The sequence below is a fragment of the Shewanella sp. 5S214 genome (assembly GCF_041439795.1).
GTDB classification, from domain to species: Bacteria; Pseudomonadota; Gammaproteobacteria; order Enterobacterales; family Shewanellaceae; genus Shewanella; species Shewanella vesiculosa.
In genome coordinates, this window is sequence record NZ_JBGOOV010000011.1 from 75077 (window position 1) to 87856 (window position 12780).

At 41.9% G+C, this 12780-nt stretch carries 9 protein-coding genes; 6 read left to right on the forward strand and 3 right to left on the reverse strand.

Annotated elements, in window-relative coordinates:
* Positions 1–2: 2 nt before the first annotated feature.
* The gene (gene rfbD, locus ACED29_RS09505; protein ID WP_371697549.1) at positions 3–881 is read left to right on the forward strand and encodes a dTDP-4-dehydrorhamnose reductase; all 879 of its coding nucleotides are present in this window, start codon (positions 3–5) and stop codon (positions 879–881) included.
* Entirely contained in the window at positions 878–1426 is a 549-nt protein-coding gene (rfbC, locus tag ACED29_RS09510; protein WP_182754521.1) for a dTDP-4-dehydrorhamnose 3,5-epimerase, read from the forward strand. The genes rfbD and rfbC overlap by 4 nt, the downstream gene beginning before the upstream one ends.
* A 525-nt stretch (positions 1427–1951) precedes the next feature.
* On the opposite strand, the gene ACED29_RS09515 is transcribed toward rfbC, so the two are convergent.
* The gene (locus ACED29_RS09515; protein ID WP_371697550.1) at positions 1952–3451 is read right to left on the reverse strand and encodes an MBL fold metallo-hydrolase RNA specificity domain-containing protein; all 1500 of its coding nucleotides are present in this window, start codon (positions 3449–3451) and stop codon (positions 1952–1954) included.
* A 301-nt stretch (positions 3452–3752) separates the two neighbouring features.
* Between ACED29_RS09515 and ACED29_RS09520 the strand changes: the two genes are divergently transcribed.
* Entirely contained in the window at positions 3753–6233 is a 2481-nt protein-coding gene (locus ACED29_RS09520) for a prolyl oligopeptidase family serine peptidase (protein ID WP_371697551.1), read from the forward strand.
* A gap of 160 nt (positions 6234–6393) precedes the next feature.
* Here ACED29_RS09520 and ACED29_RS09525 read toward each other — a convergent pair whose 3' ends face one another.
* Complete coding sequence (locus ACED29_RS09525) at positions 6394–7440, reverse strand: diguanylate cyclase (RefSeq protein ID WP_182698136.1); 1047 nt, start codon at positions 7438–7440, stop codon at positions 6394–6396.
* Between the two features lie 330 nt (positions 7441–7770).
* Here ACED29_RS09525 and ACED29_RS09530 point away from each other — a divergent pair, with 330 nt between their 5' ends.
* Both ACED29_RS09530 and ACED29_RS09535 read left to right on the forward strand, forming a co-directional pair.
* Positions 7771–8901, forward strand: a complete 1131-nt coding sequence (locus ACED29_RS09530) for an FIST signal transduction protein (RefSeq protein ID WP_371697552.1) — start codon at positions 7771–7773, stop codon at positions 8899–8901.
* An 11-nt stretch (positions 8902–8912) separates the two neighbouring features.
* The gene (locus tag ACED29_RS09535) at positions 8913–10811 is read left to right on the forward strand and encodes a putative bifunctional diguanylate cyclase/phosphodiesterase (RefSeq protein ID WP_371697553.1); all 1899 of its coding nucleotides are present in this window, start codon (positions 8913–8915) and stop codon (positions 10809–10811) included.
* 120 nt (positions 10812–10931) lie between these two features.
* Here the strand turns inward: ACED29_RS09535 and ACED29_RS09540 are convergent, their stop codons facing one another.
* Entirely contained in the window at positions 10932–11513 is a 582-nt protein-coding gene (locus ACED29_RS09540) for a TetR/AcrR family transcriptional regulator (RefSeq protein WP_182754531.1), read from the reverse strand.
* A gap of 192 nt (positions 11514–11705) precedes the next feature.
* On the opposite strand from ACED29_RS09540, the gene ACED29_RS09545 reads away from it, so the two are divergent.
* On the forward strand, positions 11706–12773 hold the full coding sequence (locus tag ACED29_RS09545) for an L-dopachrome tautomerase-related protein (RefSeq protein ID WP_371697554.1): 1068 nt from the start codon (positions 11706–11708) through the stop codon (positions 12771–12773).
* The last annotated feature ends 7 nt before the right edge of the window (positions 12774–12780 follow it).

The window sequence follows — 12780 nt, forward strand, 5'->3', positions numbered from 1 at the left end:
GCATGAGAATATTGGTCACAGGTAAAAATGGCCAAATTGCTAGGTGCTTAGTTGAGCAACTTAGCACTATGCCTGATATCACCTTGTTGGCATTAGATCGTGATCAGCTTGATATTACAGACTCTATTAATGTCAATAAGGTTGTTGCTGAGTTCATTCCGAATATCATTATCAATGCTGCTGCCTATACTGCGGTTGATAAAGCCGAACAAGAGCGCGAGTTGGCTTATGCTATTAATCGTGATGGCCCCTATAACCTTGCCGTTGCCGCGAATAATATCAATGCCACTATTATTCATATTTCGACCGATTATGTTTTTGCTGGCGATAGTCTTGCCGCGTATGTTGAGTCTGATAACACCGAACCTCAAAGTGAGTATGGCCGAAGTAAACTCGCTGGTGAACAAGCCGTTGAACGAGCGTATTCGCGGCATATTATATTAAGGACCGGGTGGGCATTTTCTGAGCAAGGCCATAATTTTGTCAACACCATGCTGCGCCTTACTAAAACCACAGATACCTTAGATGTTGTAGCTGATCAGTTTGGTGGCCCAACCTATGCCGGTGATATTGCTAAAGCGATAGTGACAATCTCGAAACAGCTGGCTGATGGTAATCAAGCTTATGGGCTATATCATTATTCAGGTTTTCCTTATGTAAGCTGGCATGCTTTTGCTGAAAAGATATTCGAACTGGCGTTAGCGCAAGGTGTGTTGAAGCAATCAATTCAAGTTAACCCGATAACAACTCCAGATTATCCAACCCCCGCAAAGCGCCCGGCAAACTCACGGTTAAATTGTCATAAAATTAAGCAAGAGTTTGGTATCGTTCAAAGTGATTGGCAAGCAGCGTTAGTCAGAATTGAAGAGTATTCACGATGAAAGTCATTCCTACAAAAATTCCAGATGTGAAGATAATAGAGCCAACAGTGTTTGGTGATGATCGTGGTTTTTTTATGGAGACTTGGAGTCAGCAACAGTTTGAACAACTCGTGACAGGCAAGCCTACCATTTTTGTCCAGGATAACCATTCAAAGTCAAACAAGGGAATATTACGCGGTTTACATTATCAAACAAAACACACTCAAGCAAAACTGGTACGTGTCGTGAGCGGTGAAGTGTTTGATGTGAGCGTCGATATTCGTAAAGGCTCACCTACCTTTGGTCAATGGAGCGGTGTTTATTTGTCTGCCGCCAATAAACGTCAATTGTGGATCCCTGAAGGCTTTGCGCATGGTTTTTATGTCACAAGCGACCAGGCTGAATTTATTTATAAATGTACTGATTACTATTGCCCTGAATCTGAAGTGAGTATTGCCTGGAATGATCCCGCTATTGGCATTAAATGGCCGTTAGATAAGCCACCTTTATTATCAAATAAAGATGCTCATCAAAGTATATTGCTCAAGCACGCACAGTGTTTATAACATTTAGCAGCCTTTATTGGTTTACCATGTTTAAAAGAGCTGTTAACTGAGCCATTAGCATGATTATTCACTCAGTCACTAATGTTACAAACTAACCTCTGGCTATTTATATCAACTGTATATTGGCTTTGTTACTCTGCTTTTTAATATCTTCTTCGCTATAGCCACTATCCATCTGGTTTACCTCTCTAATGCATAGCATCGTTCAACCCTTGCTTATGTACTTTTACCGATAATATTTTCATCGAGCAGATAAGCCTGAACGAGTTATCTGATCTTCGAAGCGCCAATTATCAACCTTTTCAAACCTCATATTTTCTCCATTATTTTCGTGTCGCTTCGCTGCTAAGATTCTAGGTCGCTATGCGGATAGTGCGCTTCGCTTCTAGAACGGACTTCGTCCTGCTAGGGACAGCTTCGCTGTGCGATTTGCTTTTATAGAATCTAGCCGCGTAGCGTACTAGCAGCGCAGCGCTCTAGGCTGTTGCTAAGATTTTGTCGCATCTAGCAGCGCTCTAGGCTTTATTATTCCTTACCGATAACAATATCTGCCGTGGGTATGAGTTTTCTATATTCCTGTGCTAGTGCCTGTTTGGCTTCTTCGTCGCCGTGGACGATTCTGATGTGGCTGGGTTTGTGATGCATGCGTTTGACGAAATTGATGAGGTTGTGTTGGTCGGCGTGGGCGGAGTAACCACTGATGGTGTGAATAGTGGCTTTAATATCAATTTTTAGTTCGTTGATATAAACGTATCCGCCTTGTGGGCCGTAGGTTTGTATGTCTCGGCCTGTGGTGCCTTTAGCTTGATAGCCGACAAACAGAACATCTGTGGTTGGTTTTGATAAAAAGCGGGCGAGGTAGTTGCTGATCCGTCCTCCTGTGCACATGCCTGATGCCGCGATGATAATGGTGGGTTTATTGACTGAATCTAAATAATTGATCACCGCGAGATGGTCTTGATGGCTGTCGATAGTCGTTAGCTGATTAAAGTCGAGTGGATGGCGTCCTTGAGCTAGTTTTCGTTTGGCTTCGTTATCCCATAGCATTTTGAATTGACGATACTTTTGGGTAAAGTTAGCCGCCATAGGTGAGTCGACGATAATGTCGATGTCTTGCCATGTCGAGTTGTTTTTATTGCGATAAATGATGTGTTCAAATTCGTAGAGTAACTCTTGAGTTCTGCCGATGCTGAAGGCGGGAATGAGCACAACGCCATTATCTTTTACGGCTTTTTCAATAATGTTTTTAAGCTGCTTGCTACGATCTTTACGGCCTTGATGATTTTTATCTCCATAGGTCGATTCAATCACCAAGGTATCTGCTCTGTATGGGCTTTTGGGGCTAGCAAGTAATGGTGCATAGCTAGCGCCTAAGTCACCGGAAAACACCACTCTATGGCTTGTCTTTGCACTGGTTTTAGCGTTAGATGTCGAGCTGGCCTTGGGGCCACTTAAGTCTATTTCCACATAAGCTGAGCCGAGTATATGTCCTGCGGGTTTAAATTTAAGTTTGGCTTTGGTGTACCTTGGTGGGTTTTCTAATGTATTGGTAACTGCGGTTGTTGACGTCGATCTTGAAGGTGATGATATCTCATGGTTTATTGGTAATGCTATCCACTGACCGTAATCTACTGCAACAAGCAGTTTGTTGAGTCTATTAATACAAGCTTGTATAAGTGTGGTATCGCGAGTGACGCCGACTTTTAAAGCATCTTCTATGACCAAAGGTAATAATGCCGCAGTTGCTGTTGTGGCATAAATCGGTTGGTTAAATCCTGCTGCGAGTAAGTAAGGAATACGCCCGACGTGGTCGATATGGCAATGAGTAATAATCAGCGCTTTGATATTGTTGATATCAAAAGTGATTTGTAGCTGTTCTGCTGAACTTTGCCCGGCGGTTTCTGCCCCTTGAAATAAACCACAATCGATAAGATAGCTGCTGATATGCTTGCTGTGGTGATTCACATCCAGTTGGTGACATGATCCTGTTACGCCGTTTACCGCTCCGTGGTGAATGATCTGCATGTTAGTCCTTTAATGCTAAGTGAGTCATTGTTAACTTAGCAGCCGACCCGTTGTTTTGCTAGCTGCTGGTTATCTATGAAGCGAGTACCTTAGGCGACGACAAGCTCAGTCCACTTTCTAAATAGCAGTAATGCTGGCCTTAGACGCTAGGGCTACTGACTGTTTAGATGTTAGGTCTTTTGTCTGCTTAGAAGCTAGATAGCGGGTGACAAAACTAGATGCATTTATTAGCCATTTTTGTCACACTGTGGCAAATAAAAATACTAACAATTAACAATGGAAACGATAACAAGGACTCTTCATGAAAGCTTTTACTCTGGTATTAACCAGTTTAGCCATTGCTCTATCTGGCATGGCTCACGGGGCAGATATAGATGCCAAATACATTCAACGCTTAGGCCCAGTTAATCAACCGTCGGCAACGCCATTATCAAAAAGTGCTCGTGCAGATGCGCTGCGAGCTAACCTAGTCGCTAACTTAGTTGCTAAGTCTGGACAAACCCAGGCAAAAACGGTTCAAGTATTTAATCAACAACTCACTTGGCAAGCAGCCTCTGCAAAGATTGAAGGAGAAGGTTGGTTAGCCTATAAGTTGCCGTTATCGACTCAGCGATTTACCCAAGGTACGTTAACCGTCAAAGGGCTTGAAAATCCGCAAGTGTATTTGAATGGGCAGTTGCTTAAATCTGCTGATAAAGTCGAACTTGAGCTGGCTAATGCTGACTATCAGCTGCTGGTGTTGGCTGATGGCCAAATGCAAGATGTGCCATTTAGCCTTGATTGGCAGGGCAAAAGTGAGGTTGATACCCTCGACTTTTCGGCCCAGAAATCACAGCGGGTGTCTGCGCAGCAATTGTTCGACTCAAAAGTTATCAGTGGCTTAACCTTATCCCCAAATGGTAAGTATCTACTGCAATCGACCATTGAATATCAAGCTAGCCAGGGTGACTCGGCTATTCAAGTGACCGAGTTACGTAAATTATCGGACAACAGTGTGATGTATCGCTGGCAAGATAATCGCCCAAGCAGCGCAGTGTGGTCGAACGACAGTAAACAGTTAGCCTTTGTGGCCAATAAACAAATTCAATTACTCAATGTGGCAGATTTAACCATTAATGTTGCCGCCACTGATGTTGATAATGTGTCGGGTTTGCAGTGGTACGCTGACAGCCTGTTATTTAGTTGGCAAAAACCGTTTAAGGCCGATGAGAAAGCGACCTCAAAACGCTTTCGTGCATTAGAAGACCGCTGGAGTTATTGGCGTGATAATAGCCAAATATATCAATTAGATGTGGCTTCCGGTTTTATTCGTCAGTTAACCGATAACTCAACCAGCACAGACTTAGTTGACAGTAATCTTGATAAGAATACTGTGCTACTGACGCGATCTCCGGTTGATTATTCTGAGCCTGCGCATTCATTAACCCAACTGATAGAGTTGAGCTTAAATGACTTAACAGAAACTGTGATAGGTGAATACCGAAGCTTTAACGGTGCGATATATGCCGATGATGGTATGTATATCACTGCTGGGCCGCGTTTTATGGACGGCACAGGAATACAAGACCCCAGCATTGAAGTGAATGATTATGATGGGCAATTATATTGGCGTGATGCTAACGGTAATGTCAGTGCGTTAAGTAAAGACTTTGATCCTGCGATTGGCAGTATGACTAAGCTTGAAAATGATGATCTGATATTGACGGTAACCGAAGGCGATCGCGCACCACTGTATCTATTTGATAAAAGTAACCGCCGTTTTACTAAAATAGATAGCGGCGTGGATATGGTCGACAGCTTTAGTGTCGCCATTGAGCAATCAAGCCCAACCATAGTTGTTGCAGGCACGTCTGCTACCGTGCCACAAAAAGCCTATAAAATGACCTTGAACTCAAGTCGCAAACAGATGTTGTTTGATAGTCAACAGCTAAACTATGCCAATACCCGTTTGGGCGAGATTGAAGATTTTGATTTCACTAATCAGCATGGTCACAATATTGATGGTCGAGTGTATTTACCCGCAGACTTTGATGCCAGTAAAAAATATCCTGCATTAGTGTATTACTATGGCGGGACTTCTCCGGTCGGTCGCCACTTTACTGGGCGTTGGCCATTTAATTTATGGGCGGCCGAAGGGTATGTGGTGTATGTGCTGCAACCTAATGGGGCCATCGGTTATGGTCAAGCATTCAGCGGCCGTCATGTGAATGCATGGGGCAAATACAGCGCAGATGACATTATTGAAGGCACTAAAGCGTTTTTAAAGGCGCATAGCTATGTCGACCCTAAACGCGTGGGGAATATGGGCGCATCGTACGGTGGCTTTATGACTCTGTATTTAGCCACCAAAACGGATATTTTTGCCGCGTCAATGTCGCATGCTGGGATCAGTAATTTATCATCTTATTGGGGACATGGCTGGTGGGGTTATGGCTATTCTGGTGTCGCCAGCCGTGGTAGTTTTCCGTGGAATAACCCTGAGCTCTACGTTGAGCACAGTCCGTTATATCATGCCGACAAGATCACCACGCCGCTATTGCTGATCCATGGCAATGCCGATACTAACGTGCCAGTGGGTGAAAGCCATTATATGTACACTGCACTTAAACTATTAGGCAAAGAAGTTGAATTAGTTGAGTTTAATGGCCAAGACCATCACATCAATACGCGCCAAGCACGTTTTGACTGGTGGAATACTACTATGGCCTGGTTTGACTTAAAGTTAAAAGATGAGCCTGAGTGGTGGAATAGTCTTTACCCGGAGACAAAAGAGCAGCAGTAAAAGTAAGTGTAAAATAGCCTCGCATTGCGGGGCTATTTTTATCTAATTTGTCGAGAAACGCCTCGTGATCAGAGTGAAGGGAAGTCGCGGGTAATTCACTGCGCGAGTAAGCTATTCAGATTGATACCAGTCACACCCTAGATGCTATATTGCTATCATGTTACGGATGGACTCTATTTCTTCCTAGCGTTTTCGCTTGATAGAGGCACTTATCAGCATTGTTGATCAGTTCATCGATAGTTTCATCTTCAGTGAGCTGAGATATGCCGATACTGATGGTGACCTGGATTTGATGTTTGAGAAAGTGGATGGTGTGGTTTTGCACACTGAGGCGAATTTTTTCAGCGATGATACCTGCTTGCTCTGCCGATGTTTGTGGCAATATCACCAGAAACTCTTCACCGCCCCAACGAGCAATGCAGTCCTGTTGCCTGACATTGTCCGTAAATACTTTGGCTAATTCCATTAGCACCATATCACCTGCGTTATGGCCATATTTGTCGTTGACGCTTTTAAAATGGTCGAGATCGCACAGCAATACTGAGAGCGGTTCATGATTACGATCAATACGTGCTTTTTCTTGCTGTAATACCGCAGATGCATTGCGTCTGTTAGCGAGTTTTGTCAGCGGGTCGCTCATGGCTAATTGTTGGTATTTGGCGCTTAATTCGAGCACATTGCGGTAAAACTGCATGCTTGAATATTCGTATAATGCAGATAAAAATGTCATGGTTAAAAATGACAGTATCAGGCGAAGTTTAAATTCTGGGGTATAAGCTTCATGTGCAACAAGATGCTGCGGTAAAAACATGATGATGCAGACGATGCAGAGAAATATAGCCAGGTTAATTAAGCCTAAACGAAAGCCTAAAACATAAACTGAAACGGGTGCCACAATAAAAATCCATAAAGGACCCGTTTGTGCGACTCCGCCACTAAAGACTAAGTAGAACATTAATAAATACAGTGAGTAAATGATGATAATCGCACTGACTTTAATATTGAATTTTTTTAACGAAAACAAGGCGATTAGATAGGTGGTACAGGCAACAAGGAGGATGAGGGTTAAGGTGTTGTTGTTACCCAATAAGCTAAGTAAGCACATACCGCCTGTGATAGAGGCTCCTACCAATGAAAATAACTTAATCACCCTAGCATGCAGTAGGTTACCGTTACTTTTACTTTGATCATTGATGGATGCAAGCAATTGTTAATCCTTAATCTCATTGAATTATCAGTTCAGTCGCAAACCATTTTGGGGATGCTGAAACAATACAAGGTTATGATCAATGGGTATGCATTTGGATTGCGCTAACGGGTTATTTATCTTAAGACACCTTGTAATTAAAGTGTACCTTAATTGTTAATTAAGGTGTATTTATATTGTGTGGTCATACGGATAAAAACATGATAATTAACTAGGTTTCCTCTAATACATGCTCATTGAATATTCTCTTCAGCCATTCTTTATCATTATTGCTTGCGGTAATATTTCAATTACAACATATGAGATAACCTTTTAGTGAGGGACAACTAAATGCACACTTTTCAAACGGTATATCAAGATAGTCACTGGGTTACTCCCTTGCCGCAACATGCTGACATCAATCTGGTGTTGGCCTTTGGTTCGCCTGAGCTCATGTTAGACAATAAGCTCAATGATGAGCTATCAAGCGCTTTCCCAAATGCACAGATAGTCGGCTGCAGCACTAGTGGTGAAATCCAAGATGATTGTCTGTACGACAACAGTATATGTGTTACTGCGATTGATTTTGAGCACACCCAAGTGCACGTCGTCAGCCATTCGATAAATCAATTTGCGCATTGCGCTGAATTGGCAAAGCAGTTGGTAAGCCAATTACCTCTTGAAGGACTCAAACATGTTTTAGTTATTTCTGATGGCCATTTAGTGAATGGTTCTGAACTGGTTGATGGTTTACAGCAATACTTGCCTCAAGGCGTCATAGCAACGGGTGGCTTAGCTGGCGATGGTGAGCGTTTTAGCCAAACCACGGTATGGCACAATAAACGCATAGAAAGTGGCCTGATTGTGCTGGTTGGACTGTATGGTGAACGGTTATCTGTTGGTTGTGGCAGTTTAGGTGGGTGGCGTCCATTTGGGCCTAAGCGCCTGATCACTAAATCGACAAATAATGTACTTTATGAACTTGATGGTCGACCAGCATTAGATTTGTATAAAGAATTTTTAGGTGAGTTTGCCAGTGATTTACCTGCATCTGCTTTGTTATACCCGTTGGCGTTACAACAACACGGTGAGCAAGAACATGTAGTTCGGACCATATTATCAATTGATGAATTACAAAAAAGTATGTTGTTCGCTGGTAACATGCCCGAAGGTGCAACCTGCCAGTTAATGCATTCTAATTATGAGGACTTACTCGATGGTGCTCAACTTGCGGCAGATCAAGCTGGAGCGTGTTTTAAAGGAACGCCGCCAGAATTAGCCATATTAATCAGTTGTGTCGGTCGCAGATTGGTTTTAGGGCAGCATGTTGAAGAGGAATTAGAAATTATTAAAGAAGGCTTACCAGCAAAATGCGCTATTTCAGGCTTTTACTCGTATGGTGAAATATCGCCTATTCAATCTATTGGTCGGTGTGGTTTACATAATCAGACCATGGCTGTGACGTTACTTTCTGAGAAATAGTGATATTAACCATGCATAAACTGCTATTACGCCAGCTTAAGCGTAACCCAAGAGACGAGTTATTTATTTCAGAAAATGATGCTCTTTTGAATTCAATATCCGATGCTTATACGCAACATGATCAAAGCGTAAAAATGTTAGAGCGTTCTTTATATCTTATTTCCAATGAGTTAAACGATCGTAACCAAACCTTGAAAGACCAGCTAGCCATGATGAAACAGGTTCAAGACAAGCTTGAACATTCTATTGGCTTATTAAATGCTACTGTTAATTCCACCGGTGAAATTTTATTTGTCTATGGATTAAATGGCGAGCTGATGTCATTTAATACTATGGGGCAGGATTTTATTGACGAACTCGGTTTTACATTAGAGTCACATTGGGAGGATCTTCTTGGCATTTTCAAAGATAAAAATCATATGTTGTCGATTATTGATAATCTCAACCGAGACCCATTTCAATACTTAAGTGGCACCATTGAGTTGCTCGATAAACGCTTCTTTGACTTTAGGTCTCTCCCACAAATTCAAGACGATCAAATTTATGGTCGAGTGTGGTGCTTTCGCGATGTGACAACGCAAAAGCAGTATGAGGCGACAATTGAATATCATGCTTTTCATGATTCGCTTACCGGGTTACCAAATCGTGCATTGTTATTGGACAGAATTAGTCATTCGATTGCCACCAGTAAAAGAGAACATAAAAAGCTTGCGGTATTATTTTTAGATTTAGATGACTTTAAAAAGATTAATGATACAGAAGGTCATGACGCTGGTGATTTATTGTTGAAAGAAGTGGTAAGACGACTGCAAACACGCTTGCGTGAATTTGATACTTTATCCCGCCAAGGCGGTGATGAGTTTATTATTGTATTAGAACAAATCGAGTCAGAAATGACCATAAAACAGGTCTGCCAAGACTTGTTAGCACTGATTAAACAGCCTTTTACTATCGGTTCGCGTCAGTTCGTTGTGACATCGAGTATCGGCATATCACTGTTTCCTAATGATGATGACAATGCTAATGCACTGATCCGCAAGGCGGATTTAGCCATGTATGAGTCAAAGTCATTAGGTAAAAATAGCTTCCATTTTTACAGTCAGGCGCTTGAGAAAGAAGCTTTAACCCAACTTGCTATTGAGCAAGAGCTGCGTAAGGCCATTGAAGATAATGCCCTGCATTTAGTGTATCAACCTAAAGTTGATTTACGCACAATGAAGATTGTCAGCGTTGAGGCACTATGCCGCTGGACGCAGCAAGATGGCACTGTTGTACCACCCGATGTGTTTATTACAATCGCAGAGCAAACTGGGTTAATTATTGATATTGGTTGTGTGGTGATTTCTAAAGCCTGTTTACAGTTAGCAACCTGGCGAGATGCAGGTATCACTGAGTTAGCTATTTCCATTAATTTAAGCTGTATTGAGTTTCAAAATGAAGCACTCATTGCACACCTCATTGATTGCTTAAATCATCATCAATTAGAAGGTAAATATCTGATTATTGAATTAACGGAATCGATTTTTATGGAAGATAAATTCAATGTCAAAGACATTATGCTTAGGCTTAATCAGTATGGCATTACTTTCGCGCTTGATGATTTCGGTAAAGGTTATTCATCATTTAGTTACCTACAGTTTTTACCGTTGCATTATCTGAAAATTGATAAAGCTTTTTTACAATACGTTGAGAGCAGCAGTTCATCGGCAGCCATTGCCAAGACCATTATCGATATTGGTCATAATCTTGGTTTAAAAGTTATCGCAGAAGGGGTAGAGGGCCAGTTTATGCTGGATTACATTAAGACCTATAAATGCGATTTAGCTCAGGGGTTTTATCTGTACAAGCCAATGTTACCCGACGCTATCGCATCCATATATCTTGCCAATCATGCTTCTGTTGATGCTTAAAAGTGACAGTAAGCTATGACGAATTAGGTTGATTACCTACACAATCTCAACGCGCAACCACTCAGCACTTAAGCGTGGTTGCTTTTGAGTTTATTCGCGGGTCATTTTCACTGCTTATTATTAGCTGTTATCGTCTTCGGATAGCGTTGCTAACCAGGGCAGCAGGGCGTTAATAGTGTTGATTTGAGTTGTGGCAGATTCGGCTTGGTAACCATAAATACGAATGCCAAATATTACCGTCATTAACTGGGCTGCGTAGGCTTTTGCTTGTATCTGGGGATAATATTCACTGAGGTAATCAAGGTAAATATGTTCAATTTTAGTCAGTTGGGCGCTGGCAAATTGATAAAGTTGATTCCCTTGTGATGCCAGCTCTAGCTGGGTTTTTATCAAAAAGCAGCCGCAATAATCACATGACTTTGATTGTTCAATTAGAGTATTTAACATCTGCTTAATTGCATTGTTTACGCTGCTGGCATTGGCCATCGATAAGTGTATCGCTTCAACGGAAAAGGTGGCATAACGCGCTAGCGCAGCTTGGAATAAACCTTCTTTACTCTCAAATTCATAATATAAACTGCCGGGCTTTAATCCAGTGGCTTTGGTTATTTGCTGAATACTTGTTGCGGCATAGCCATTTTGCCAAAACAAGGTAATCACCTTGTCTAATACGTCTTCTCTTGCAAAATTTTTCTTAGCCATGACATCGTTCCTCAACCATTTCTTGGTTGATAATATCACTACTTGAATGATTGTTCAAAAACTGCTTGTGTCTTCAGTGGAAAATGTCTATCTTGAATGCCTGTTCAGAAAAGAGTTTATGCAGATTATCTTGGCTAGCTTAAGTCCGTTACATGATGACGGTATCAATCTGCCCTTTAAGGAATCCTAATTATGTTAAGGCAAGTCTTTGTTGTGTCATTGTTGGCACTACTTAGTGTTATTACATTCACTACTCGCGCAGGCGAATTTTCAGTTTTTCGTGAGTTAGATAAGCAACATCCACCCGGCAATGTTGCAGTATCAGCTAATGGCCGGGTGTTTATGAGTAATCATCACTTTTACGGTGTAGATTCGAGAATAGTGGAGCTTAACAAAGACGGTTCGATAGTCAATTATCCTGATACTGAGTTTAATCAGCATCTTAATCCTGTTTTGGGTGTAGTCGTTGATGAACAGGGGATTTTATGGATGCTCGAAACGGCGTCTGCTGAAGGGGTTGGCCGACTTATTGGTTGGGATATTCAACAAAACAGCTTATACAAAATGATTACTTTAAAGGCTCCTGTATTGCCTGAAAACTCATTTTTAAATGATCTCGCGGTAGATAGAAAGCATGAAGCGGTATACATCACAGATCCCGCTGGTGGCAGTAATGCAGGAATAATCGTGGTTAACTTAACGACTGGCTCAGCAAAACGAGTGCTCGATGGCAGTATTTATACCCGCCCAGAAGATGTTGATACTGTGATTAATGGCAACACCTTGTCTATTGGCGGTGAACCGATCCGCATTGGAGTTGATGCAATAACCATAGATCCAGCTAATGAGTGGGTTTACTTTGGTGCCTTAAGTGGTGAAAAGTTATATCGGGTACACACTCAATATCTGCTTGATGCCAAATTGTCGCCTAATATGTTGCGCAGTAAAGTTGAGTTCTATGCCAATAAACCTATTAGCGACGGGATCACCATTGATAATGGCGGCAATATTTATGTCACCGACATAGGCAATAATGCCGTGGGGTATATCGACACCGAGCGTCAATATCATATCTTGCATCAAGATGATGATAAGTTCAGTTGGTCTGATGGCTTTTCAACTACGGCCGATGGTAAGTTGTTAGTCACTGTGAATAAATTACATCAGTCTCCAGCGGTGAATAACCAGCAAGACAAAAGTGATGGTCGCTACTATATCATTCAATTTGATGCGTTAACTGACACGACAGTTGGGCGTTAAAGCTTGA

What these genes read in the sequence shown, in the direction of transcription:
- rfbD (WP_371697549.1), top strand. Translation starts at nt 3, where the DNA reads ATGAGAATATTGGTCACAGGTAAAAATGGCCAAATTGCTAGGTGCTTA.
- rfbC (WP_182754521.1), top strand. Translation starts at nt 878, where the DNA reads ATGAAAGTCATTCCTACAAAAATTCCAGATGTGAAGATAATAGAGCCA.
- ACED29_RS09515 (WP_371697550.1), bottom strand. Translation starts at nt 3,451, where the DNA reads ATGCAGATCATTCACCACGGAGCGGTAAACGGCGTAACAGGATCATGT.
- ACED29_RS09520 (WP_371697551.1), top strand. Translation starts at nt 3,753, where the DNA reads ATGAAAGCTTTTACTCTGGTATTAACCAGTTTAGCCATTGCTCTATCT.
- ACED29_RS09530 (WP_371697552.1), top strand. Translation starts at nt 7,771, where the DNA reads ATGCACACTTTTCAAACGGTATATCAAGATAGTCACTGGGTTACTCCC.
- ACED29_RS09535 (WP_371697553.1), top strand. Translation starts at nt 8,913, where the DNA reads ATGCATAAACTGCTATTACGCCAGCTTAAGCGTAACCCAAGAGACGAG.
- ACED29_RS09540 (WP_182754531.1), bottom strand. Translation starts at nt 11,513, where the DNA reads ATGGCTAAGAAAAATTTTGCAAGAGAAGACGTATTAGACAAGGTGATT.
- ACED29_RS09545 (WP_371697554.1), top strand. Translation starts at nt 11,706, where the DNA reads ATGTTAAGGCAAGTCTTTGTTGTGTCATTGTTGGCACTACTTAGTGTT.